This is a genomic window from Streptosporangium sp. G12, from assembly GCF_052983175.1.
Genome location: NZ_JBRIQO010000018.1, coordinates 123265 through 148211 on the forward strand (window position 1 = coordinate 123265; position 24947 = coordinate 148211).

At 71.0% G+C, this 24947-nt stretch carries 21 protein-coding genes; 10 read left to right on the forward strand and 11 right to left on the reverse strand.

All coding sequences use genetic code 11. From position 1 onward, the window contains the following. Positions 1-97: 97 nt before the first annotated feature. Positions 98-2638, forward strand: coding sequence for a penicillin acylase family protein (locus ACVCAG_RS26730; protein ID WP_440085648.1), 2541 nt, complete (start codon positions 98-100; stop codon positions 2636-2638). Positions 2639-2736: 98 nt separating this feature from the next. Here ACVCAG_RS26730 and ACVCAG_RS26735 read toward each other — a convergent pair whose 3' ends face one another. From ACVCAG_RS26735 to mshB, 4 genes are all read right to left on the reverse strand, one after another. Continuing rightward, a complete protein-coding gene (locus ACVCAG_RS26735) occupies positions 2737-3978 on the reverse strand; it encodes an MBL fold metallo-hydrolase (RefSeq protein ID WP_440085555.1) in 1242 nt (413 codons plus the stop codon). A gap of 58 nt (positions 3979-4036) precedes the next feature. Continuing rightward, positions 4037-4471, reverse strand: a complete 435-nt coding sequence (locus ACVCAG_RS26740) for a hypothetical protein (RefSeq protein ID WP_440085556.1) — start codon at positions 4469-4471, stop codon at positions 4037-4039. Positions 4472-4564: 93 nt separating this feature from the next. Continuing rightward, the gene (locus ACVCAG_RS26745) at positions 4565-5056 is read right to left on the reverse strand and encodes a DUF6113 family protein (protein ID WP_440085557.1); all 492 of its coding nucleotides are present in this window, start codon (positions 5054-5056) and stop codon (positions 4565-4567) included. Between the two features lie 14 nt (positions 5057-5070). Then, complete coding sequence (gene mshB, locus ACVCAG_RS26750) at positions 5071-6048, reverse strand: N-acetyl-1-D-myo-inositol-2-amino-2-deoxy-alpha-D-glucopyranoside deacetylase (protein ID WP_440085558.1); 978 nt, start codon at positions 6046-6048, stop codon at positions 5071-5073. Positions 6049-6153: 105 nt separating this feature from the next. Here mshB and ACVCAG_RS26755 point away from each other — a divergent pair, with 105 nt between their 5' ends. Then, on the forward strand, positions 6154-8214 hold the full coding sequence (locus ACVCAG_RS26755) for a prolyl oligopeptidase family serine peptidase (RefSeq protein ID WP_440085559.1): 2061 nt from the start codon (positions 6154-6156) through the stop codon (positions 8212-8214). Between the two features lie 41 nt (positions 8215-8255). On the opposite strand, the gene ACVCAG_RS26760 is transcribed toward ACVCAG_RS26755, so the two are convergent. Next, positions 8256-8633: a hypothetical protein gene (locus tag ACVCAG_RS26760; RefSeq protein WP_440085560.1), complete on the reverse strand. Its 378-nt coding sequence runs from the start codon at positions 8631-8633 to the stop codon at positions 8256-8258. Between the two features lie 313 nt (positions 8634-8946). On the opposite strand from ACVCAG_RS26760, the gene ACVCAG_RS26765 reads away from it, so the two are divergent. Continuing rightward, positions 8947-9879 carry a GDSL-type esterase/lipase family protein gene (locus ACVCAG_RS26765; protein WP_440085561.1) on the forward strand — a complete coding sequence of 311 codons (933 nt, stop codon included), beginning with the start codon at positions 8947-8949 and terminating at the stop codon, positions 9877-9879. A gap of 73 nt (positions 9880-9952) precedes the next feature. Here ACVCAG_RS26765 and ACVCAG_RS26770 read toward each other — a convergent pair whose 3' ends face one another. Further along, complete coding sequence (locus tag ACVCAG_RS26770; RefSeq protein WP_440085562.1) at positions 9953-11698, reverse strand: ABC transporter transmembrane domain-containing protein; 1746 nt, start codon at positions 11696-11698, stop codon at positions 9953-9955. After that, positions 11695-13386, reverse strand: coding sequence for an ABC transporter transmembrane domain-containing protein (locus ACVCAG_RS26775; protein WP_440085563.1), 1692 nt, complete (start codon positions 13384-13386; stop codon positions 11695-11697). Before ACVCAG_RS26775 ends, ACVCAG_RS26770 begins: the two co-directional genes overlap by 4 nt. A gap of 113 nt (positions 13387-13499) precedes the next feature. Here ACVCAG_RS26775 and ACVCAG_RS26780 point away from each other — a divergent pair, with 113 nt between their 5' ends. Together ACVCAG_RS26780 and ACVCAG_RS26785 are read left to right on the forward strand one after the other, a co-directional pair. Continuing rightward, positions 13500-13733 (forward strand): RNA polymerase subunit sigma-70, encoded by a 234-nt coding sequence (locus tag ACVCAG_RS26780; protein ID WP_362685234.1) that lies wholly within the window; start codon positions 13500-13502, stop codon positions 13731-13733. 2 nt (positions 13734-13735) lie between these two features. Next, positions 13736-14296: a Clp protease N-terminal domain-containing protein gene (locus ACVCAG_RS26785; protein WP_440085564.1), complete on the forward strand. Its 561-nt coding sequence runs from the start codon at positions 13736-13738 to the stop codon at positions 14294-14296. Between the two features lie 114 nt (positions 14297-14410). Here the strand turns inward: ACVCAG_RS26785 and ACVCAG_RS26790 are convergent, their stop codons facing one another. The 4 genes from ACVCAG_RS26790 to ACVCAG_RS26805 all read right to left on the reverse strand — a co-directional run bounded on the left by ACVCAG_RS26790 (position 14411) and on the right by ACVCAG_RS26805 (position 18752). Further along, positions 14411-15103: a formylglycine-generating enzyme family protein gene (locus ACVCAG_RS26790; protein ID WP_440085565.1), complete on the reverse strand. Its 693-nt coding sequence runs from the start codon at positions 15101-15103 to the stop codon at positions 14411-14413. 115 nt (positions 15104-15218) lie between these two features. Continuing rightward, positions 15219-15956: a succinate dehydrogenase/fumarate reductase iron-sulfur subunit gene (locus tag ACVCAG_RS26795; protein WP_440085566.1), complete on the reverse strand. Its 738-nt coding sequence runs from the start codon at positions 15954-15956 to the stop codon at positions 15219-15221. Next, complete coding sequence (locus ACVCAG_RS26800; RefSeq protein ID WP_440068396.1) at positions 15953-17881, reverse strand: fumarate reductase/succinate dehydrogenase flavoprotein subunit; 1929 nt, start codon at positions 17879-17881, stop codon at positions 15953-15955. The genes ACVCAG_RS26795 and ACVCAG_RS26800 overlap by 4 nt, the downstream gene beginning before the upstream one ends. Positions 17882-17987: 106 nt before the next feature. Next, positions 17988-18752, reverse strand: coding sequence for an EscU/YscU/HrcU family type III secretion system export apparatus switch protein (locus ACVCAG_RS26805; RefSeq protein WP_440085567.1), 765 nt, complete (start codon positions 18750-18752; stop codon positions 17988-17990). Positions 18753-19107: 355 nt separating this feature from the next. Here ACVCAG_RS26805 and ACVCAG_RS26810 point away from each other — a divergent pair, with 355 nt between their 5' ends. From ACVCAG_RS26810 to ACVCAG_RS26830, 5 genes are all read left to right on the forward strand, one after another. Next, a complete protein-coding gene (locus tag ACVCAG_RS26810) occupies positions 19108-20040 on the forward strand; it encodes a LysR substrate-binding domain-containing protein (protein ID WP_440085568.1) in 933 nt (310 codons plus the stop codon). 418 nt (positions 20041-20458) lie between these two features. Next, a complete protein-coding gene (locus tag ACVCAG_RS26815) occupies positions 20459-21613 on the forward strand; it encodes a SpoIIE family protein phosphatase (RefSeq protein ID WP_440085569.1) in 1155 nt (384 codons plus the stop codon). Continuing rightward, positions 21610-23385: an ATP-binding protein gene (locus tag ACVCAG_RS26820; RefSeq protein WP_440085570.1), complete on the forward strand. Its 1776-nt coding sequence runs from the start codon at positions 21610-21612 to the stop codon at positions 23383-23385. Before ACVCAG_RS26815 ends, ACVCAG_RS26820 begins: the two co-directional genes overlap by 4 nt. After that, entirely contained in the window at positions 23378-23827 is a 450-nt protein-coding gene (locus tag ACVCAG_RS26825) for a response regulator (RefSeq protein ID WP_362685208.1), read from the forward strand. The genes ACVCAG_RS26820 and ACVCAG_RS26825 overlap by 8 nt, the downstream gene beginning before the upstream one ends. A gap of 333 nt (positions 23828-24160) precedes the next feature. Further along, positions 24161-24946 carry a hypothetical protein gene (locus ACVCAG_RS26830; protein ID WP_440085571.1) on the forward strand — a complete coding sequence of 262 codons (786 nt, stop codon included), beginning with the start codon at positions 24161-24163 and terminating at the stop codon, positions 24944-24946. Position 24947: the final 1 nt, after the last annotated feature.

A 24947-nucleotide genomic window follows, 5' to 3' on the forward strand; every position in this document is an offset into this window, starting at 1 on the left:
TCACAATTACGGCTGCGCCGACGACACGGGGGTGGTGCCACACTTGCGGGAGCTTGTCGCCTAGGAGGTTTTTGTGAGGTTCCGCCCGTACGCCTGGATGCCCCGCCCGCTCACGTGGCTGGCACGGGTGCTCACCGTGTTTCTGGTGCTCGGGCTGCTACTCGCCGGAGCGGGCGTGTGGAGCGTGCGGGCGTCGTTCCCGCAGCTCGACGGCGAACTCAAGGTGAGAGGCTTGAAGGGGAAAGTCACCGTATATCGCGATAAGACGGGTATCCCGCACATCTACGCTGACTCCCCCGACGACCTGTTCCTGGCCCAGGGCTACGTGCACGCCCAGGACCGCTTCTTCGAGATGGACTTCCGCCGCCACGTGACCGCCGGGCGGCTGTCGGAGATGTTCGGCTCGGCGACGCTGACCGAGGACAGAGTCATCCGGACCATGGGCTGGCGGAAGGTGGCCGAGAAGGAGCTGCCGCTGCTCGGCGAGCAGACCCGGCACTACCTGGACGCCTACGCCCGCGGGGTGAACGCCTGGATGGCGCGCAACGACGGCTTCGCCGACAGGAGCCTGGAGTACGTGCTGCTGCGGGCGACCAGCCCGGACTACAGGCCCGAGCCGTGGACCCCGGTCGACTCGCTGGCCTGGCTCAAGGCGATGGCCTGGGACCTGCGCTCCAACATGGCCGACGAGATCGGCCGGGCACTCGCGGCGAGCAAGCTGCCGCGCGGCCGGGTGGAGCAGCTCTGGCCCGGTTACCCGTACGGCACCCACCAGCCGATCGTCACCCGGGGCTCGGTCGGCGAGCGCGGGTTCGACCAGGGCCAGGAGCCGAAGAAGGTCGACACCGAGCAGTCCGGGGTGGCTCCGGCGACGGGAGCGCTGACCCGGGCGGCCGAGGCCCTCCGCGCGGTGCCGAGCCTGATGGGCGACCCCGCGGGCGGCCACGGCATCGGCTCCAACTCGTGGGTGGTCGGCGGCGAGCACACCGCGTCGGGCAAACCGCTGCTCTCCAACGACCCCCACCTGGGGCCGGGCATGCCCTCGGTCTGGTACCAGGCCGGGCTGCACTGCCGCGTCAAGAGCGCCGAGTGCCCGTTCGACGTCACCGGGTTCACCTTCTCCGGCGTGCCGGGCGTGGTCATCGGCCGCAACGACAAGATCGCTTGGGGCTTCACCAACCTGGGCCCGGACGTCGCCGACCTCTATATGGAACGGGTCAAGAACGACTCGTACCTGTTCATGGGCGACTGGAAGCCGCTGACCACCAGGACCGAGACGATCAAGGTGGCCGGCGGCGCCGACGTACGGCTCAAGGTGCGCGACACCATGCACGGGCCGATCATCTCCGACGTCCTGGAGAACGTGAGGAACACGCTTCCGGGCATGGACGCGGCCTTCAAGGAGCAGGCCGACGCGGTCGCGCTCAAGTGGACGGCCCTGGAGCCGGGCCGGACCGCTGACGCGATCTTCGCGCTGAACACCGCGCAGGACTGGCAGCAGTTCAGGGCCGCGGCCGCCAGGTTCGAGGTGCCCGCGCAGAACCTGGTCTACGCCGACACCGCGGGCAACATCGGCTACCAGGCCCCCGGGCGGATCCCGGTGCGGACCCGCGGCGACGGCACCTGGCCGGTGCCCGGCTGGACCGGCGAGTACTCCTGGCAGTCGACGATCCCCTTCAACGAGCTGCCCAGCCTCTACAACCCGCCGGAGGGCTACATCGTGACCGCGAACAACGCGGTCATCGACCCCACCCGCTACCCGTACACCCTCACCAAGGACTGGGCGTACGGATACCGCTCCCAGCGCATCCTGGATCGCCTCCGCGAGGCGGTGAAGGACGGCGGCAAGATGGACGTGGCCGCGATGAGCGAGTTGCAGCAGGACAGCGACAACGGCCTCGCCCGGTTCCTGGTGCCCAAGCTGCTGGACGTCGAGATGGCCGGGCCCGCCAAGGACGCCCGCGAGCTGCTGCGCGAGTGGGATCGCACGCAGGGCGCGGAGTCCGGGCCCGCGATGTACTTCAACGCCGTCTGGCGGCACCTGCTCGTCGAGACCTTCAACGACGATCTCCCCGAGGGCGCCAGGTCCCAGGGCGGCGACCGCTGGTTCGAGGTCGTCCGGGTCATGCTCGACCGGCCGGACGACGCGTTCTGGAACGACACGGCCACCCCGGGCGCCGAGACCCGCGACGACATGCTGCGGCGGGCGATGGCGATGGCCTACGACGAGCTGAACGACCTGCTCGGCCCGAACGTCAAGGACTGGCGCTGGGGCGACCTGCACTCCCTGGAGCTCGTCCACCAGAGCTTCGGCACCTCGGGAATCGGCCCGATCGAGTGGCTGTTCAACCGGGGCCCGTTCCCGGTGTCCGGCAGCGACGACGCGGTCAACGCCGCCGGGTGGGACGCGCAGGACGGCTACGCGGTGAACTGGCTGCCGTCCATGCGGATGGTGGTGGACCTGGCGGACCTGGACAAATCCCGGTGGATCAACCTGACCGGCGCCTCCGGCCACGCGTTCCACGACAACTACTGGGACCAGGCGCCGCTGTGGGCGGACGGCGAGACCGTTCCCATGCTCGCCCGCAGGGACTCCGTCGAGAAGGCCGCCACCCACACCCTGACGCTCAGCCCCTGACGGCGCGGAGGCCCTTCCGGGCCGCGGGACGAGCGCGTCCGCGGCCCGGCGGCCCGCCCTTCCGGCCGCCGGCCGTCAGGACGTGGGACATCAGGCCGTCAGGTCGTCAGGACGCGGGACTCCCCGATGGCGAGGTCCCACAGGTCGGCGCGGTCCAGCCCGGCCTCCGCCCAGGCCATCCTGGCCTCCTCCACCGGCGCGAGAAGCGACTCCCCGGACAGCACGAACGTGCCCCAGTGCATGGTCGCCATCCGGCGGGCTCCCACGTCCTGGCAGGCCCGTACGGCCTGCGCGGGATCGACGTGCGCGGCCTTCATGAACCAGCGGGGCTCGAAGGCCCCCACCGGCATCAGGGCCAGGTCGATGCCTCCCGGATAGCGGGCCCCGATCTGGGCGAAGCGCTCACCGTACCCGGTGTCGCCGGCGAAGTAGATCGTCTGGTCGTCGGAGGCGATCACCCAGCCACCCCAGAGGGACTTGCAGGTGTCCCACGCCGACCGGCGGCTCCAGTGGTGGGCGGGGACGAAGTCGAAGCGGACGCCGCCCACCCAGGTGCTCTCCCACCAGTCGAGCTCGGTGACGTCGCGGAACCCGCGCCGGGTGAACCAGGACCTGAGCCCCGCCGGTACGAGGACGGGCGTGGCGCGCGGCAGCCGCCGCACGGTCTGCGCGTCCAGGTGGTCGTAGTGGTTGTGGCTGATCACCACGGCGTCGATCCGGGGCAGGTCCGCCCACGCGACGCCGGGCGGGGTGAGCCGGGGCCGGTGAATGCCGACGATCTTCCTCGCCCAGACCGGGTCCGTGAGGATGGTCAGCCCGCCGATCTGCACCACGTACGTCGCGTGCCCCACCCAGGTGACGACCGCGTCGGTACCCGTCGCCGGGGGAAGCCCGTCCCGGTGGACCGGGATGCGGTCCTCGTCCCCGACGCCGGGCCGGAGCGTGCCGTGCCAGGCGACCGCCAGCAGCTCCTGGAACGTCGGGATCGGCGAGGTCAGCCGGTCCTTGAAACCACCCGGCCATGACCTCCGCGGCAGGGGCTCGGGCCGCCTCGGCGGCGCCGGTCGCACGGGAGGCGCGGACCGCGCGTAGGGCACCGGTCGCGCGGATCGCCCGGGCGGTTCGGGAGGGCGGGGTACCGCCCCGGGCACCGCGGCCCGCCGCTCGGCGGGCCGATCCCGCACCGCCCGGCCGGCGGTCCGGCCCAGCTGCCTGAGCGCGCGTACCGGTCGCGTGGTGAAGCGAGCCGACCATCCGGAACGCCGCTGGGGCTCTTCGAGAAGGCCGTCGGGTTCCGCGGGCACGTGGGAGGCGATTGCTGGGTGGGATGTCTGTGACATGGGCGGCCCCCTTCGGTCATCAACAGCTCACCCCTTGTAGATCCCCTCCCAGAGAGATTCATTCCTTTTGCGGGGGTCTAGTGTGAAACCACCAGGGAGATCTGCGGGTGTAGTTGCCGTCCTCCAGGTTCGCCAGCCGCTCGAAGAGGTTCCACGAGGCCTGGTTGCCGCAGATCATCATGGAGACGACCACCGCGACGAGATAGAGCGGGAGCATCGGCAGGCCCACGCAGCACATGTACTGGGAGGCGTGCCGGTCCTCGTGCCTGAGCAGGGCGCCGGTGAGGAACCCCTCCGGGTGCTTGGTCAGCACCACGTTGCCCACGGTGAACGCCGAGGCGATCGGGAACCGGAAGCGGTAGCCGTACGCCAGGATCAGCCCGTCGGGCCCGGCGGTCACCCGGGCACGGCCGAGGCGTGCCAGGAGCAGCCCCAGTGGGGTGGACAGGTTGACGTAGTTGAGCGTCCGCCGTACCCGATGCAACCGCCGCATACCGGGATTGTGCGTCATCCGGCCGACCCGCGACAGTGGCTTTCCCCGGCCTTTCCCGCCCTTTCCCCGCTTTTCCCGCGTGTGACGAGGTCGTCAGGGAGCGGTCGGGCCCGGCGGTACGGGTGGGCCGGGCGGTGCCTGCGGTACGGGTGAGGATCGCGGTCCGGAGCCGTACCCATGCGGGGTGAGCAGCCACGACCCGGCCACGGCGGCCGACGGCGAGAGCAGGACCCCCGTCACGACCGCCACCAGGCCCCCGTAGAGGTAGAGGTAGCCGGACAGGTCGTTGGCGATGACCAGGTCCCCCTCCGGCCGCGCGGAGATCCAGATCACGGTGACCAGCGCCCAGCCCGCCGCGAACGACAGGGGCGCCGCCTTGCCGCGCGTCATCCGGCCCGCCCCGTAGGTCACCGCGAACAGCAGGGCGAGGCAGACGATGGCGGAGATCGGGACGGGCCTGACGTACCAGGAGTGCTGGAACCCGCCGAGGACGCCCATCAGGAGCCCGAGCATGACGAGCACGGCGTTGGCCGCCACGGTGACGACCGTCTCCGAGGGCTCACGCACGGCTGGTACCTGCTCCATCACAAGCATCGAGGCTAGTCGATCCCGGCGAAGAGGTCGTCCTCGCGGTCGTACGGCTCGCCGAGCCCTCCCGCCTCGATCGGCGCTCCGGGACCGGCGGGCCCCGGCGCGCCGGAGCGGAGGATGAAGTGCTCGACCCCGAGCACCTCCTGGCCGACGTTGTTGGACAGGGCGAACCAGGGCGGGCTCACGCTGATCTGGGTGGCGTGCGCCCGCATCGCGTCGATCTTCCGGCCGACGTGGGCGCGGGCGTCGATCTCGGTGGTGACGTCCTTGTCCTCGCAGCCGAACGGCAGGTCGTCGACCGGCTCGGCGAGGAAGGGGGCGCCCCTCTCGCGCATCGCCTCCTCGGTCCTGTACATCACGGATCGGGGCATGGCGGTGTGGTAGATCTTGGCGACCCGCCACGGCCCGCCCGCACCGGATCCCGGTTCGGATCCCGATCCGGCCTTCGGTCCGGAGACCGCTCCGGGCCCCGGTCCGGACACCGGTTCGAACGCCGGGTCGGCGGCCAGCTCGACGGCCCGCCAGGCGACGCGGTGGGCCTGGATGTGGTCGGGGTGACCGTAGAAACCGTTCTCGTCGTAGGTGACGAGCACCTGGGGCCGCACCTCGCGGATGATCCTCACGAGCTCGCCCGCCGCCTCGTCCGGATCGGCCCGCCAGAAGGCGTTCGCCCTGTGGTTGGAGGCGACGCCCATCATGCCGGAGTCCCTCCAGCGGCCGGGACCGCCCAGGAACCGGTGGTCGGTGACGCCGAGCGCCGCGCAGGCCGCGGCGAGTTCCCCGACGCGATGCTCGCCCAGGGTGTCGTCGCGATCGGCGGCCAGGTGGGCGAGCTCCGGGGGGATCACCTCCCCCTCCTCCCCCAGGGTGCAGGTCACCAGCGTGACGTGCGCGCCCTCGGCGGCGTACCTGGCCATGGTGGCTCCGCTGCCGATCGTCTCGTCGTCCGGATGGGCGTGCACGAGCATCAGGCGCCGATCAGTCATGCGTCCGAGGGTATCGACGCCGCCCATCGTGCGGAACGCCGGATTCCCGGTCCCTCCACGCCTCGGAAACAAGACACTCGATGCGGAACTGGCAAGATGGCTCGTATGAGTGAGAGCTTCCCTCGCCTGCACGCCAGAACCCGTCGATTCACCCTTGGAGTGCCGCGCGGCTTCACGATCGCCCCGGGCGGTGACCGCGTCGTGTTCCTCCGGAGCAGGAGCGGCTTCGACCCGGTGACCTGCCTGTGGGAGTACGACGTCCTCAGCGGCGCGGAACGCCTGATCGTCGACCCGCGCGCCCTGGCGGCGGACGAGGAGGACCTGCCGCCCGCGGAGCGGGCGCGCCGCGAGCGGAGCCGCGAGCAGGCCGGGGGCGTCGTCGGGTACAGCACCGACGCCGCGGTGACCGTCGCGGCGTTCGCGCTCTCCGGCGGTCTCTACGTCGTCGACCTGAAGACGGCCCTCGTACGGCGGCTGAAGACCTCCGGGCCGGTGATCGACCCCCGGATGTCCCCCACCGGCGTCCACGTCGGTTACGTGACCGGCGGCGCGTTCCACATCCAGGACCTGGAGGACGAGGTCGACCACGCGCTGGCCCGCCCCGAGTCCCCGGAGGTGACGTACGGCCTGGCCGAGTTCATCGCCGCCGAGGAGATGGACCGCATGCGGGGCTACTGGTGGTCGCCGTCCGGCGACGCGATCCTGGTCGAGCGGGCCGACGAGTCGCCGGTGCAGCGCTGGCACATCGCCGACCCGGCCAACCCGGCCCGTCCCGCCGCCGAGCAGCGCTACCCCTCCGCGGGTACGGCCAACGCCGGGGTCGAGCTCTTCGTCCTCACCCTCGACGGGGCCCGCGTCGCCGTGCCCTTCGACGACGAGTACCTGGTCAACGCCACCTGGGACACCCACGGCCTGTCGATCGTCACCATGACGCGCGACCAGCGGACCATGCGGCTGCTCGACGTCGACCCGGCCACCGGTACCTCCACGGCCGTGCGCGAGGACACCGACCCCGCCTGGGTCGACGTCGTCACCGGCGTCCCCGGCCACCTGTCCGACGGCAGCCTCGTCTGGGCCGCTACCTCGGAGGGCGGCCACCGCCTCGTCGTCGGCGACTCCCCCGTCACGCCGCCCACCCTCCAGGTCCGCGAGATCCTCGACATCGACGGCGAGACCGTGCTCTTCCGGGCGAGCGGGGAACCCACCGAGATCGCCGTCTGGGCCTACCGGAGGGGCCAGATCACCCTTGTCAGCCCGGCCGAGGGCGGCGTCTACAGCGGCCACACCGCGGGCGGCACCCTCGTGATCACCGGCCAGACCCTCGACAGCGAGGGCTCGGTCACCCGCGTCCTGCACAACGGCACGCCCCGCGGCCACATCGTCTCGCACGCCGAGCGCCCCAGCCTGGACCTGCGGGTCTCCCTGATCAGGGCGGGCGAGCGCGACCTGGCCACCGCCGTGCTCCTGCCCTCCGGCCATGTGCCCGGCTCGGCGAGGCTGCCGGTCCTCATGGACCCGTACGGCGGACCGCACGCCCAGCGCGTGCTGGCCGCGGCCGGAGCGCACCTGACCAGCCAGTGGTTCGCCGACCAGGGCTTCGCGGTGGTCGTGACCGACGGCCGGGGCACCCCGGGCCGCGGCCCCGAGTTCGAGCGGGCCGTCCTGCACGACCTGGCCACCCCGGTCCTGGAGGACCAGATCGACGCCCTGCACGGCGCCGCCGCGCGGTTCCCCGACGACCTGGACCTGTCGCGGGTCGGCATCCGGGGCTGGTCGTTCGGCGGCTACCTGGCCGCCCTGGCCGTGCTCCGCCGCCCCGACGTGTTCCACGCGGCCGTCGCCGGGGCCCCGGTGACCGACTGGCGCCTGTACGACACCTGCTACACCGAGCGCTACCTCGGCCACCCCGACGAGGGCCACTACGACTCCTCGTCCCTGTTCGCCGACGCGGAGAAGCTGGACCGCCCCCTCCTGCTGATCCACGGCCTGGCCGACGACAACGTGGTCGCCGCGCACACCCTGCGTCTGTCCTCGGCCCTGCTGGCCGCGGGCCGCCCGCACAACGTGCTGCCGCTGTCGGGGGTCACCCACATGACCCCGCAGGAGGCCGTGGCGGAGAACCTGCTGCTGCTCCAGGTCGACTTCCTGAAGAAGGCGCTCTCCTGAGCTCTCCTCGGTAAGGCTCGGGCCCGAGCCTTACCGAGGCCTCAGTGGTTCTGGCCGGGAGGGTAGGGAACGGTGTAGCCCTGCTGCGGGGTGTACGCCTGCGGGGCGGTGTAACCCTGCTGGAGGTTGTGGCCCTGCGGGGCGGTGTAACCCTGCGGGGCGTAACCCTGCTGAGGGGCGTGCCCCTGCGGCGGGTAGTGCTGCGGAGCCGGGGGCTGCGGGGGAGGCTGCGGAAGGCGAGCGGTCCGGCGCTCGGCGGCTCCGCAGGCGGCGCCGGCGACCATCAACGCGATGCCCCCCAGCGCGAAGACCTGTGCCCGTGGCATGTTGTTGGGGTCCTCCTCCTCCATGGCCAGCAAAAAGGCTATGCACAGCACTATGCAGCCGAAGGTGAGATAGAGGATGCGGCCTATACCCATGGGGCGAGAGTGTAGCTTCCCGGGCCGAAGCGCTTCGGACGTGACAGGCACGTCTACCCCCGGCCATTGCGGACGGCCCGCTATACCGAATCTGCCGTCTTTCAAGATTTCGTCAACACGACGGTCCTAACATAAGTGCCCAAACCGGGCGCGAGTGGTCCGTACAGCCGACGGGATTCCTTGCCTTCCAGGCCAGGTTCCGGACCATGGGCGCACCGGCACGAATCCGCACTTCGCAGGGGGAGGCGCCACGGGGCGGGGCCGATCCCTGTCGCCGTGGCCTTCGTCGTCTTCACGGGAGGATCCACCACTGATGATGGTCACTCGCACGAGAATCGCCGCAGGCCTCGCGGGCCTCGTCCTGGTCGCCGGGACGGCGGCCCCCGCCGCCGCCGCGGCGACCGGTGTCACACCGTCCTTCGACGTGGTGGCGCTGGGCGACTCCTACGGATCCGGCACGGGGGCCGGGGACTACGAGCCGGGCACCGAGGGGACCTGCTACCGCAGCCGCAACTCCTCCTCCGCGATCCTCGTCGAGGAGCTCCGGCAGCGCGGCACGAATGTGAAATTCGCCAACGTCATGTGCAGCGGCGCGGCCGTCCAGGATCTGCGGCAGACGTTCAAGGGGGAACCCCCGCAACTCGACGCGCTCCGCCGGAACACCGATCTGGTGACGCTGAACATCGGCGGCAACGACATCGACTTCGCCGGATACGGCAACGTGTGCGTCCAGGCGGACTGCACGGGCGCGCCCACCGCGGCGATCCTCGACCGCATGCCCGCCCTGAAGCGGTCCCTGAGCGGCCTCCTCACCGAGATCAGGCGCCGCAGCCCCCGCGCCCAGATCGTCATGACCGGGTACGGCAGGGCGGTCACCCGTGGCCAGAACGCCACCGGCGTACCACTCGACCCGATCTGCGACGCCGGTGTCCTCAGCGCCGAGGAGCGCCTGGCGGGTGCCAAGGTCTCCGGCGCGCTGGACGCGACCCTGGCCAGGACCGCGCAGGCCGCCAGAGCACGCGGGATCGACGTCCGGTTCGTCGGCCCGCACCTGAACTCGACGACCCTGCGCCCCGAGTTCGCCGGGCACTCGCTGTGCGAGTCGACCGACCCGTTCTACCGGGGATTCGACGCCCTCGCCCCCGGCCAGGAGGGCGGCGTCGCGGTGCTGCACCTCAACCGGCAGGGCCACGCCGCCCTCGCCGACCTCATCCGGCGCAAGGTCCCGATCCTCTCCGCCCCCTGACCCGCGTCCCGGAAAGCGCGCGGAACGAACCGGGGACGGCGCGCCTCCAGGTGAGAGCCACAGGAACCCGCTCTCACCTGGAGGAGCCGTGCCAGCTGCTCCACAGCGCCGCGTACGAGCCCCCCGCCGCGACCAGCTCGTCGTGGGAGCCGAGCTCGCTGATGCGGCCGTCCTCCACCACCGCGACGCGGTCGGCGTCGTGGGCCGTGTAGAGGCGGTGGGCGATGGCGATGACCGTACGGCCGTCGAGGACGGCGGCGAGCGAGCGTTCCAGGTGGCGGGCGGCGCGGGGGTCGATCAGCGAGGTGGCCTCGTCGAGGACGAGGGTGTGCGGGTCGGCCAGGACCAGCCGGGCCAGGGCCAGCTGCTGCGCCTGGGCGGCGGGGATGGACTCGCCGCCGGAGCCGACGGCCGTGTCGAGTCCTTCCGGCAGGGCCTCGACCCACTCCCAGGCGTTGACGGCCTCCAGCACCTCGCGGACCCGCGCGTCGTCGGCGTCCGGCCGGGCGATCAGCACGTTGTCGCGTACGGTGCCCCGGAAGACGTGGTGCTCCTGGGTCACCAGGGCGACATGGCCGCGCAGGTCGTCCAGGGGCAGCTCCACCAGCGGGACGCCGCCGACCGTGACCTCTCCGGTGCGGGGTCCGTGGACGCCCGCGAGCAGGCGTCCCAGCGTGGACTTGCCGGCCCCTGACGGGCCGACCATGGCGAGCCGCTCGCCGGGCCTGACCGTCAGGTCGATGCCGTGCAGCACGTCGTGGCCCTCGCGGTAGGCGTAGCGGACGCCGTCCGCCTTCAGCTCGCTGCCCTCGGGGGCGGCGGAGCCGGGCTCGCGGTCGTCGGGCACCTCGGCGACGCCCAGCAGGCGGGCCATGGAGGCGCCGCCGACCTGGAGCTCGTCGATCCACATGAGCAGCCGGTCGAGCGGGTCGATGAGCTGCTGGACGTACAGCGTGGCGGCGGTGACCTGCTCCAGCGAGACCCACCCCTGGATGTAGAAGAGGCCGCCGATGACCAGCGTCGCCACGATCGGGATCACGTAGCCGAGCTCGACCGAGGGGAACCAGACCGTGCGCAGCCCCATCGTGTATCTCTCGGCCGCCCACGACTCGGCGATGTCGGCGTCGGTGCGCTGGTGGCGCCGCCGCTGCAGGCCCAGGGCCTCCACGGCGCGGGCGCCGTTGACCGTCTCGGCCAGGCCGTCGGTCATGTCGGCGTACGCCGCGCTCTCGCGCAGGTAACCGTCCCTGGCCCGCTTGAGATACCAGCGGGTGGAGATCCACAGGATGGGGACGGCCAGCAGCGAGGGCAGCGCGAGCAACGGCCCGACCAGCACCAGCGCGCCGACGGTGATCACGCAGGTGACCAGCGCGATCAGCGTCTCGGGCACGGCGTGCCGCACCGTGCGCGACAGCGAGTCGACGTCACGCGAGGTCCGCGAGATCAGGTCGCCCGACCCGGCGCGCTCGACCGTGGACAGCGGCAGGCCGAGCACCCGCTCGACGAACTCCTCGCGCAGCTCGGCGAGGACCTTCTCGCCGAGCCTGGAGGAGGCGTAGACGGCGAACCTGACCAGCACCGCCTGGGCGACCACGAAGCCGCCGATGGCCAGTGCCACCTGGGTGACGTCGATCCCCGAGCCGTCGTGGACGCCCTGGACGAGACCGCCGAGCAGCCACGGCACCGCCAGGCCCGCGACGGCGGCCAGGGCATGCAGGACCAGCGCCACTGTCAGGTCGCGGGGGTACTTCAGGGTGAGCCTGCGGGCGTACGCCCGGACCTGCGCCTGGTCGGCGACGGGCAGGATCTGCCTGCTCATGACGTCTCTCCCCGGGTGACGACGGCGGTGTAACCCGGGTGGGCGGCGAGCAGCTCCCGGTGCGTGCCCTCGGCGCGCACGACGCCTCCCTCGACGTAGATGACGTGGTCGGTGCGGTCGAGCACCAGCGGGCTGGTCGTGCAGACCAGCGTGGTCTTGCCGGCGCGGGCCTTGACCAGCCGGTCGGCGATACGCGCCTCGCTGTGGGCGTCGACCGCGCTGGTGGGCTCGATGAGGATGAGCACCTCCGGGTCGAGGGTGAGCGCCCTGACGAGCCGGAGCCGCTGCTGCTGGCCGCCGGAGAACTCCCGGCCCGCCTCGGCGACGCGTCCGTCGAGACCGCCGGGCAGCGCCTCGACGATGTCCTCGGCGCACGCGGTCCGCAGGGCCTGGTCGAGCTCCTCGTCCGTGGCCCGGCCGGTGACGTCGAGCTCCTCCCTGAGCACTCCGGCGAACAGCTTGGCGTCGTTGTCGGCGACGAGGACCCGGCGGCGCACCTCGGAGATCGGCAGGGTCTCCAGCGCCACGTCGCCGAAGTCGACGTCGCCCTCGCTGTAGCGGCCGAGCCGGTCGGCGATGGTCGCCGCCTCCTCGGGAACGGCCGCCGCGACGGCGGTGAGCACGCCGGGACGCACGGCCACCCCGGAGGCCACGTCGCGCAGCAGGCCGCCCTCGGAGCGCCCGGTGCCGCCCTCCACCTCGGGCCGCAGCGCGAGGATGCGCACCACCCTGCGGGCGGCGACGTGCCCCTTGGTCAGCTTGTCGGCGGCCTCGGTGAGGGTGCGCACGGGTGCGATCAGGAAGGCGGCGTAACCGTAGAAGGCGACGAGCTGACCGGCGCTGATCTCGCCGCGCATCGCGAAGGTCGCGCCGAGCCAGGTCACGCCGGTGACCAGCAGTCCCGGCAGCAGGACCTGCGCGCCCTCCAGCAGGGACTCGACGGCGGCCACCCGCACGCCCGCGTGACGCACCCGCTGGGACTCGGCGCCGTAACGGTCGGCGAAGACCCGCTCGCCGCCGATGCCGCGCAGCACCCGCAGGCCGGTGACGATGTCGGCGGCGCGGGTGGACAGGTCGCCCTGCAGGTCGCGGTGGGCGTTCTGACGGCGGTGCAGCGGCTTGAGCAGGGGGGCGACGGCGACCGCCATGAGGGGCAGGCCCACCAGGACCATCAGGCCGAGCGGCGGCGAGCTGCTCATCAGGATGACGGTCACGACAGCGATGGCGACGGCCGCGCCGCTGCCCCGGATCAGGATGTCGACCGCGTTGCCGATGTGGGCGATGTCGGAGTTGCCGACGCTGACCACCTCGCCGGTGGACATGCGCTTGGGCAGGGTCGCGCCCAGCCGGGTCGACTGCCTGGCGGTGACCTGGACGGTCCGGTAGGCGGCGGCCAGCCAGTTGTAGACGGCCATCCGGTGACGCAGGACGCCCGTGACGGCCTGCGCGATCCCCAGGGCGAGCACCACCCCGCCCCAGGTGGCCAGGGACGACACGTCCCTGGCCGTGATGGCGTCGATCCCTTTGCCCATCGCGTACGGCACGAGCGCCATCGCGAGCCACCACAGGACGGCGTAGGCGATGCCGAGGAGCATCGGGCCCCCCTGCATGCGGATCACCCACCGCAGGTATCTGACCGGGCTGCGGGCATCGGGAACGCCGGGATCGGCGGCGGGTAAGGAGCGCATGGCCATGCAAGGGTTACAAACTCCGCCCTGACCAGGCAAATCATTTTCGACCCTCGGGCGTGTCGCCGTCAATCAGAGTTGACAAACGGCTCGCGTCAACTTAGATTGACGGCATGAGTGATACGGCGCAACTGGCATCCGACGCCGGTAGCCGCGATCCGGCCGTGGGCCTGCGAGCCGTGCGGGCCCTGCGGACGCTGGTCGACCGGCTGGAGGCCCTCCAGGTGGAGAACGCACGGGACCAGGGCTGGTCCTGGCAGGAGATCGCGCACTGCCTGGAAGTGACCCGGCAGGCGGTGCACAAGAAGTACGCGGGTGGCCGAGGTTTGCTGAGACGGGAGAGATAGCGATGTTCGAACGGTTCCACCGCGAGGCCCGCCAGGCGGTGACCCTCGCGCAGGAGAACGCCCGCAGGCTGCGGCACGACGTCATCGGCACCGAGCACATCCTGCTCGGACTGCTCGGCCAGCCGGAAAGTCTTTCCGCGCGGGTGCTGGGCCGTCACGGCCTCGACCACGACGGCGCCTACCGGTCGGTCGTCCGCCTCACCCCGCAGAAGCCGGGCGACGCGCTCGACGCCGAGGCGCTGGAGTCGATCGGCATCGACCTGTCGGCCATCAGGGAGAAGGTGGAGGCGGCCTTCGGGCCGGGCGCCCTGGACCGCAGGCCCGACACCGAGCGGCGGGGCCGCGTGCTCGGCGGCTTCCACATCCGCTTCAGCCCCCGGGCGAAGAAGACCCTGGAGCTGTCCCTGCGCGAGGCCATCAACCTCAAGCACAACTACATCGGCGACGGCCACATCCTCCTGGGCATCCTGCGCGAGGGACAGGGGCTGGGCAGCAAGGTGCTGGCCGACGCGGGCCTCGACGCCGCGAGCCTGCGACGGGAGATCGTCGCCGAGCTCGGCTAGCCGCACCGACTTGGGAGGCCGGGTACGCGGCCGGCGGGTGGGCGCGTACCCGCTCACCGTCCCCGCTCACCGTCCCCGCTCACCGCGTACCGTTCTCCCCGTACCGCTCAGCGCTCAGCGCGATCGGGCGAGCCGGAACCCGAGGTCGTCGACGCGGAAGGTCGGGTGGCTCTTGCGGCGGCACGACGCCCGGCATCCCCGGGGGAGGTCGTACGCGCCTCCGCCACGGAACACGCGGTACGGGCCGTAGACCTCGGGATCGTAGACGTCCCAGCACCACTCCCACACGTTGCCGATCATGTCGTGGAGGCCCCACGCGTTCGGCGCCCTGGTCGCGACGTCGCGCACCTCGCCGCCGGAGTTCCCCCGGTGCCAGGCGATGTCGTCCAGCTCCCCGTAGCGGACGCCGGAGGTCCCGGCCCTGCACGCGTACTCCCACTCGGCCTCGGAGGGGAGGCGATAGCCGTCGGCCCCCCGGTCGCAGGCCACGTCCTGCCCGTCACGGTCGTCGCCCACCGAGTAACAGGGGTCGAGACCCGCCGCCAGGGAGAGGAGATTGCAGAACCGGACCGCCTCCATCCAGGAGACCTCGGTCACCGGCGTCCGGGGGCCCGCCGGGCTCGCGGGCACCTCGCCCAGGACGGCGCGGTACAGCTCGCGGGTCACGGGATGCGGCGCCAGCCGGAAGGCCTCGATCTCGACCTTCCAGATCCTCTTCGTCCCCTCGTCCCGCAGGAAGGTCCTCCCCGCGGGGACCTCGACCATGCGCTCGGCGACCGCCTGGGGCGACGTCGGTTCTGGACTCATCGCGGGTTCTCTCCTCTGCGATCGGTTCGTGCCGGCGACAGGCCGGGGCGACCCCGATCCGGAACGGGAGAACGGGAGCCGCCCCCGACAGGGGCGACTCCCGTCTCCGGGGAACCTACTTGGCGGCGCGCAGGTAGTCGCGGTTCATCTGGGCGATGGTGTCCAGCGGGATGCCCTTGGGGCAGACCGCCGTGCACTCGCCGGTGTTGGTACAGCCGCCGAAGCCCTCCGCGTCCATCTGCTCGACCATGGCCTTGGCGCGGGAGTCGCGCTCGGGCTGGCCCTGCGGCAGCAGACCCAGGTGGGTGATCTTGGCGGCGGTGAAGAGGGAGGCCGAGCCGTTCGGGCAGGCGGCGACGCAGGCGCCGCAGCCGATGCAGGTGGCCGCGTCGAACGCCGCGTCGGCGTCGACCTTCTTCACCGGGACGCTGTGCGCGTCGGGGGCCGATCCCGCCGGGACGGAGACGAAGCCGCCCGCCTGGATGATGCGGTCGAACGCCGAGCGGTCCACGACCAGGTCCTTCACCACCGGGAAGGGCGCGGCGCGCCACGGCTCGATGGTGATGACCGCGTTGTCCTCGAAGTGCCGCATGTGCAGCTGGCAGGTGGTGGTGGCCACCTGCTCGCCGTGCGCGACACCGTTGATGACCATGCCGCACATGCCGCAGATGCCCTCGCGGCAGTCGTGGTCGAAGGCGACCGGGTCGTCGCCCTCCAGGATGAGCCGCTCGTTGAGGACGTCGAGCATCTCCAGGAAGGACATGTCCGGGGACACGTCCTCGACCCGGTAGGTGACCATGCGGCCCTTGTCCTCGGGACCGTTCTGCCGCCAGACCTTGAGTGTCAGGTTCACTTGTAACTCCGCTGGCTCATCTTGACGTACTCGTAGTCGAGATCTTCCTTGTGCAGGATCGGGCCCTGCTCCCCGTACTCCCAGGCGGCGACGTAGGCGAAGTGCTCGTCGTCGCGCAGGGCCTCGCCGTCGGCGTCCTGCGACTCGGCGCGGAAGTGGCCGCCGCACGACTCGGTGCGGTGCAGCGCGTCGATGCACATCAGCTCGGCCAGGTCGAAGAAGTCGGCCACCCGCCCGGCCCGCTCCAGCGCCTGGTTGAGCTCTCCGGCCTCGCCGGAGACCTTCACGTTCCTCCAGAACTCCTCGCGCAGCTCGGGGATCCGCTCCAGGGCCTTGCGCAGCGACTCCTCGGTACGCTCCATGCCGCAGTAGTCCCACATGATCTTGCCCAGCTCGCGGTGGTAGGAGTCGGCGGTGCGGTCCCCGTCGTTCGACAGCAGCCTGGCGATCTTCTCGCGCACCGCGACCTCGGCCTCGGCCACGGCCTCCTCGTCGACCTCGCCGTACGGGCCGTTCGCGAGGTAGTCGCCGATCGTGGTCGGCAGCACGAAGTAGCCGTCGGCCAGGCCCTGCATCAGCGCGGACGCGCCGAGGCGGTTGGCGCCGTGGTCGGAGAAGTTGGCCTCGCCGATCACGAACAGGCCCGGGATCGTGGACTGCAGGTCGTAGTCCACCCACAGGCCGCCCATCGTGTAGTGGACGGCCGGGTAGATGCGCATCGGCTGGGCGTAGGGGTCCTCGCCGGTGATGCGCTCGTACATCTCGAAGAGGTTGCCGTACTTCTTCTCCACCGCGTCGCGGCCCAGCCGGCGGATCGCGTCGGCGAAGTCGAGGTAGACGCCCAGCCCGCCGGGGCCGACTCCGCGGCCCTCGTCGCAGACGTTCTTGGCGGCGCGGGAGGCGATGTCGCGCGGGACCAGGTTGCCGAACGCCGGATAGATGCGCTCCAGGTAGTAGTCGCGCTCCTCCTCGGGGATCTCCGAGGCCGGGCGGGTGTCGCCCCGCTCCAGCGGCACCCACACGCGGCCGTCGTTGCGCAGCGACTCCGACATCAGGGTCAGCTTCGACTGGTACTCGCCGCTGACCGGGATGCAGGTCGGGTGGATCTGGGTGTAACAGGGGTTGGCGAACATCGCGCCGCGCCGGTGCGCCCGCCAGATCGCCGTGGTGTTGCAGCCCTTGGCGTTGGTCGACAGGAAGAACACGTTGCCGTACCCGCCGCTGGCCAGCACGACCGCGTCGGCCAGGTGCCGCTCGATCTCGCCGGTGACCATGTCGCGGACGATGACGCCGCGCGCCCGGCCGTCGGAGACGATCAGGTCGAGCATCTCGTGACGGGTGTGCATCTCGACGGTCCCGGCCGCGATCTGCCGCTCCAGCGCCTGGTAGGCGCCGAGCAGCAGCTGCTGGCCCGTCTGGCCCCTGGCGTAGAAGGTGCGGGAGACCTGCGCGCCGCCGAAGGAGCGGGTGTCGAGCAGGCCGCCGTACTCGCGGGCGAACGGCACGCCCTGGGCCACGGCCTGGTCGATGATGTTCACGCTGACCTGGGCGAGCCGGTAGACGTTGGACTCGCGGGCGCGGAAGTCGCCGCCCTTGACCGTGTCGTAGAACAGCCGGTAGATCGAGTCGCCGTCGCCCCGGTAGTTCTTGGCCGCGTTGATGCCGCCCTGGGCCGCGATGGAGTGCGCGCGCCGGGGCGTGTCCTGGTAGCAGAAGGACTTGACGTTGTAGCCCAGCTCGCCGAGGGTCGCGGCGGCCGAGCCGCCCGCCAGCCCCGTGCCCACGACGATGACGTTGAGCTTGCGCTTGTTGGCCGGGTTGACCAGCTTGGCGCCGAACTTGCGCTTCTCCCAGCGGTCCTCGATCGGGCCGTCGGGGGCCTTGGTGTCGCGGATCGGCGCGCCCTCTGTGTATCCCGTGGTCATGCCCCGCTCACCGCTCCTCGCTCGCCATGCGGAAGATCCGCCTCTCGTCCGCCGTACGGGAGATCCGCTCCTCGTACGCCGTCGTGCCCGTCACGCCGGGCCCCGCTCACTTGATCACTCCGATGACGACCGCGACCGGGACCGCGAGGAAGCCGACGACCAGCAGCGCCGACAGGCCCGTGGCGGCGGCCCTCAGCGAGCGGTAGCTGCGGCGGCCCGCCAGGCCGAGCGTCTGGAAGGCGCTCCACAGGCCGTGGCGCAGGTGCAGGCCGACCATGACGACCGCGAGCACGTAGAACAGGGTGATCCACCAGCGGGACGGCGCGAAGCCCTCGACCAGGCGCTCGTACGGGGTGGAGCCGGCACCCGCCGGGTTGACCGCGCCGAACGTCAGGTCCAGCAGGTGGTAGACCACGAACAGCACGATGACGACGCCGCCGTAGCGCATGGTGTGGACCGCGTAGCCGCTCGCCCGGGACTTGCGCCTGGCCGCGTACTTGACCGGACGGGCCTTGCGCGCCCGCCGGGCCAGGGAGATCGCCGACCACATGTGCAGCCCGACCGTGACGACCAGTCCGATCTCGATGAGGGTCAGCAGGGTGCGGTACGGGAGGATCGGCTCGCCCACGGTCCGCAGGAAGGCCGCGTAGGAGTTGAAGGACTCGGCGCCGAAGAAGCTCTTGAGGTTTCCGACCATGTGGCCGACAAGGAAGAGCACCATCAAGGCGCCCGTGACGGCCATCACGGCCTTCTTGCCGTTGGAGGAGCGGAGGAAACCGCCCCGCCGCCTGGGCGGCGCCGGCTTCACTGGGGCGTCCGCCGGGGGTTTCACCGACGCGGTGGCGGATCCGCGCTCAATCGTGGCAGTCACGTTCGTCACGCTAGGTAGGAGGGTTTACCGGCGTCCAAGTCATCATGGATGTGGTTTCCATAGCCTGCGGCTATTAACTCTGCTTCCCTGAGGCTTCCGCGGCCGCGGCCCCAGGGTGGTGCGAGCAATCTCACACCTTCCTCGCCAAAGCCTCACATCGTCTCGCACACCACCCCCCGCCCCGGATCCGAGGCCGCGGGGCCGGTGCGCTAGGGTCCCGCGTCCGGGATTCCGGGCGCTCGAGGTCCCCGGCGGATCCTCGGCGCTCAGGACCTCACCCGCCCGGCGACTCGCGCCCCCGGCGACGCGCACACCGGGGGAGCCGTACGCGGAGGAGCCTCTACGCTAGGGAAACGTGCAGCTCCAGCAACTCGCCTACTTCGTGGCGGTCGCCGAGGCCCGGCACTTCACCCAGGCCGCCGAGGGAATGCGCGTCGCCCAGCCTTCGCTGAGCAAGCAGATCAAGGCCCTGGAGGCCGAGCTCGGCGCGCCGCTGTTCAGCCGCGCCCGGGGGAACGTCACGCTGACCCCGGCGGGTGAGGCGCTGCTGCCGCTGGCCCGCAGGATGCTGGCCGACGCCGAGACCGCCAGGAGCGAGGTCGGCGAGCTCGCGGGACTGCGCCGGGGACGGGTCCGGCTGGGCGCGACCCCCTCGCTCTGCGCCGGGCTGCTCGCCGACGCGCTGGCCAGGTTCCACCACGCCTACCCCGGCATCGAGCTGTTCGTGGAGGAGGGCGGCTCCCGCGACCTGGTCCGCACCCTCGCCCGCGGCCAGCTCGACCTGGCACTGATCATCATGCCGCTGCACAGCGACGACCCCGCCCTCGTCACCGAGGAGATCCTGCGGGAGAACCTCGTCGTCGCCTCCCCTTCGAACGATCACCCCCGCCGGCCGTACGTGCGCATCGAGGAGTTGCGGCGGCGGCCGATGGTGATGTTCAGGCGCGGGTACGACCTGCGGGAGGCGACGCTCAGCGCCTGCAGGCAGGCCGGGTTCGAGCCCAGGTTCGCGGTGGAGGGCGGCGAGATGGACGCCGTGCTGCGTTTCGTGGAGGCCGGGCTGGGGATCGCGCTGGTTCCCTCGATGGTGCTGGACGGCCGCCCGGGACTGGCCGGGACGCCGCTGGCGCCCCCCGGGCTGCGCCGCACCATAGCCATCGCGCACCGCAAGGACGTCGAGCCCACCCGCGCCGCGCAGGCCTTCCGCTCGGCCCTGCTCCTCTTCCTCACCGAGGCCGCCCGCGACGGCAGCCTCCCCCAGGGACTCGACCTGATCACCGAGAGCTGATCACCGAGAACCGGTCGCCGGTCGCCGGTCGCCGGTCGCCGGTCGCCGGTCGCCGGTCGCCGGTCGCCGGTCGCCGGTCGCCGGTCGCCGAGAGCTGATCACCGAGAGCCGGCCCCCGTCCAGCGGATCCGCTCCGGAAACCGTCACCGCGGCACGCGGCGCGGGCGCTCGCCGCGTGCGACGGCGGGGGTTTGCGGGCCGTGCGACCGGGCAGCGGCCATGGATGCCCGGCGGCCGGGTGGGCGCTCGACGGGTGCTCGACGGGTGCTCGACAGCCGCTGTGGCGCGTTCCTGACGTGCGGCAGGTCACGATATCGGCCGCGTGGATCACGGGAACTGATCAACACCCTCTAAGTCCCGGTGTCACACTATTCTACGTAGCGTCGACAGGTTCTCCCGATCTCACGAAGAGGCGTCAGTGACCGCCCCCGCCAATGAAACGCTCACACTCCTCCTCATCGAGGACGACGCGGGCGACGCCTTCCTCGTGGAGGAACTGCTCAGCGAGGCGGACAACCCACCCAAGATCATCTGGGTGCGCAGCATGGCCGAGAGCCGGGAGCGCCTCACCGAGGACGTGCGGTGCGTGCTCGTCGACCTCTCCCTGCCCGACGCGACCGGCCTCGAGGCGCTGGAGCAGGTGCTGTCGATGGCTCCGCACGCCGCCGTGCTCGTGCTGACCGGCCTGAACGACACCCACGTCGGCGTGGAGGCCGTCGCCGCCGGCGCCCAGGACTTCCTGGTCAAGCAGGACGTGGAGGCCCGCCTGCTGGCGCGGGCGATCCGCTACTCGATAGAGCGCAAGCGCGCCGACCTGGCCCAGCGCAAGCTCGTCGAGGCCGAGCTGCTCACCAAGGAGAACTCCCGCCTCGAGCGCGGGCTCCTGCCGGTCCCGCTGCTGGCCCCCGGGGTCCTGGACCACCAGGCCCGCTACCTGCCGGGACGCAGGCGCGCCCTTCTGGCCGGTGACTTCTGGGACACCGTGCAGAGCCCCGACGGCGCCATCCACGTGGTGGTCGGCGACGTGTGCGGGCACGGGCCCGACGAGGCCGCCCTGGGCGTCGCGCTCAGGATCGCCTGGCGGACCCTGGTCCTGGCCGGGCACACCGGCAACGAGCTGCTCGGCACCCTGGAGTCGGTGCTCCGCCTGGAACGCAAGTCCGCGGAGATCTTCACCACTCTGTGCATCGCCACGATCGACCCCACGCTCGACCGGGCGCGGATGCACGTGGTCGGCCACCCGCCGCCGCTGCTGATCCGCGACGGCGTGATCGGCGTGGTGCCCGGCACCCCCTCGGGGCCCCCGCTGGGAATCTTCCAGGACGTCCAGTGGACGGCGATCGACGTTCCGCTCGGCGACGACTGGTCGCTGCTGCTCTACACCGACGGCCTGATCGAGGCCACCGTGGGCGGCGGGCCCGACCTGCTCGGTACCGAGGGCCTGCTCAGGCTCGTCCAGGAGCAGGGCGGGATCGAGCTCGACCGGCTCATCGAACGCGTCATCGAGCTGAACCGCGACGCGCTCAGCGACGACCTGGCGACCGTGCTCATCTCTCGAAGCGGAAAACGATGACCGACCGTTCGGAGCGCCCGGATCACGGCCTCAGTCCTCGCCCCCTGCCCGCGTTCACCCCCGCGAAGAAGTTCGGGAACCTTCCGGTGGGACGCTGGTTCACGCTCGCCGGGGTGGGCATCGCGCTGGTCTTCATGGTCTCCGCCGTCGTCACGATCAAGTCGATCGAGGAGACGCGAGAGGCGAGGGAGACGCTGGTGGACGTCGTCGACCCGGCGGCGCTGCGCCTTCTGGAGATCTCCAACGCGATGACCTCGCAGGAGAGCTCGGTGCGGGCGTACGGCAGGACCAACGAGGAAGTCTCCCTGCGGGACTACCGGAACGCGATCGCCGCGGAGAAGACCTCGCTGGAAACGCTCGTCACGCTGCTCCCCCGGATGCCGGAGCGGCAGGCGGTCACCGCCGAGGTGGTCCGGTTGAAGGCGACGGGAGAGGCCTGGCGGCGCGACTACGCGGAGAAGGTCATCGCCGCCGTACCGACCCTGAAGACCGACGCCGCCCGGCAGAACGCCCCCATCAACGCCACCCGGTTCAACGAGATCCGCCAGTCCCTCGCCGGTCTCCAGAACCATCTGAACCGGCTGCACGAGGCCGGCGTCGTCCGGCTCGACCTCGGCTGGCAGGCCTTCTACATCGCGCTCATCGGGGTGGCCTCGGCGCTGGTCGTCGCCGGGATCGCCGCGGTGCTCATCGTGCGGTACGCGGTGCTCCGCCCGCTGGCCGAGCTGAACCAGCAGGTCCGCGCGGTCGCCCAGGGCGATTTCGACCACAAGCTCAGGGTGGAACGCCCGGCCGAGCTGTCCGAGCTGTCGGGCCATGTCGACGCGATGCGCCGCCGCATCCTCGCCGAGTGGCGCCGGTCCTCGGAGACGCGGCGCAAGCTGGAGGACCAGGCGGCGGAGCTGAAGCGCTCCAACGGCGAGCTCGAGCAGTTCGCCTACGTGGCCAGCCACGACCTGCAGGAGCCGCTGCGCAAGGTGGCCAGTTTCACCCAGATGCTCGAACAGCGCTACGGCGACCAGCTCGACGAGCGCGCCAAGCAGTACATCGCCTTCTCCGTCGACGGCGCCAAGCGCATGCAGATGCTGATCAACGACCTGCTCGACTTCTCCAGGGTCGGCAGGATGGGCGGCGAGCGCACCAGGATCGACGCCACCGTGCCGTTCAAGGCCGCGCTGAACAACCTCGGCGCCACCATCGAGGACGCCGGGGCGACGGTGACCCACGACGAGCTGCCCGAGGTGTACGGCAACCGGGCGCAACTGACCCAGCTCTTCCAGAACCTCATCGGCAACGCGATCAAGTTCCACTCGCAGGAACCGCCGGTGATCCACATCGGGGTGCGGCGCGACGGGGACATGTGGGAGTTCTCCTGCACCGACAACGGCATCGGTATCGACAGCAAATACACTGACCGCATCTTCCTCATCTTCCAGCGCCTGCACGGCCGGGACGTGTACGCGGGCACGGGCATCGGGCTGGCGCTCTGCAAGAAGATCGTCGAGTACCACGGTGGCCGCATCTGGGTGGACACCGAAGGCGCCGGAGGCGGCGAGACCGCCAAGAACGCCGAAAGCCCCGGGAACACCGAGAACGCCGAGAACGCCGAGAACGTCGGGCACACCGGACACACTGAGAACGTCGAGAACGCCGAGAACGCCGAGAACACCGCAATCGCCGAAAAGACCGAGAACAGCGAGAACGTCGGGAAGACCGCCCCGTCGGGCACGACCTTCCGCTGGACCCTTCCCACAGGAGACACCGATGAATGACCTGCGCTGGATCGACGTGCTCCTGGTCGAGGACGACCCGGGCGACGTCCTGCTGACGCGGGAGGCCTTCGAGCTCAACAAGGTCCGCAACAAGCTGCACGTGGTCAACGACGGCGAGCAGGCCATGGCCTTCCTGCGCAAGGAGGGCGACTACGCCGACGCGCCCCGGCCCGACCTGATCCTGCTCGACCTCAACCTGCCCCGCAAGGACGGCCGGGAGGTGCTCCAGGACATCAAGGCCGACGAGAAGCTCCGCGGGATCCCGGTGGTCGTGCTGACCACGTCGGAGTCCGAGGAGGACATCCTGCGCAGCTACAACCTGCACGCCAACGCCTACGTCTCCAAGCCGGTCGACTTCGACCAGTTCATCAGCGTGGTCCGGCGGATCGACGACTTCTTCGTGACCGTCGTCAAGCTGCCCAACTCCAGCCAGCACTACTGACGGCCCGCCGGGGCACGGGCGAGGGAGGAGGACAGGGGTCGCCCACTCGCCACAGCCGCCTCCACAACCTCCCGAGACCTCCCTGTGATCGTCCACCTCGTGAGACGTCGCAGGCGAGGGGCTCCTGCCAGGCGAACGTGACAGGAATCACACCGGGTCAGTGAAATTGTGAGAGACCCCTTACACACAACCCCTGGGCTCCGTCGTAACGTATCCCCCACCAACATGCGCGCGCACGTGTGAGCCGGCGCGACGATGGCCCGGACGCGCGGCACAACTGAAACAACCCGGACCCCTGGGCGAGCGGGGTCCGCGGGAGGTGGAGAGGTCTCGATGACCCAGACAACGGCCGAGAGCCCGGCCAGAAGGCAACGTGCGCAGATCAAGGAGCGCACTCTGCGGACCGACCAGTGGTGGCGCTATCCGCTGGTCACGTTCATCATTTTCACGGCATTCCTCGTCTACGCCACGTGGGCGATCTTTGATACAAAATACTTCGTATCGCCGTACCACGCGCCGTTCGCGTCGCCCTGTCTGGCGACGAGCTGTCCGCCGGACGCGCGACTGTTCGGCCTCGCCCCCTTCGGCGACTGGTACACCCTGCCTCCCGGCCTGCTGATCCTCGGCCTTCCCGCGGGGTTCCGCTTCACCTGCTACTACTACCGCAAGGCCTACTACCGGGGGTTCTGGCTCTCGCCCCCGGCCTGCGGGGTGAACGAGCCGCACACGAAGTACTCCGGTGAGTCGCGGTTCCCGCTGATCCTGCAGAACATCCACCGCTACTTCTTCTACGCGGCGATCGTCGTCGGCCTCGTCCTCGCGTACGACGCGGTGAAGGCGCTGATCGAGAAGCCGGCCGGCCTGGGCACCTGGATCCTGATCGTCAACGCGGTCCTGATCAACCTGTACACGCTGTCGTGCCACTCCTGCCGGCACATCACGGCCGGGCGCCTGAACCACTTCTCCAAGCACCCGATCCGCTATCGGGCCTGGGGCTTCGTCTCCAAGCTCAACGCCAAGCACTCGCAGCTCGCGCTGATCTCCATGTTCTCCGTCATGGGCGCCGACCTGTACGTGCGCCTGGTCGCCAAGGGCATCATCGCCTTCTCGTTCGCATAAG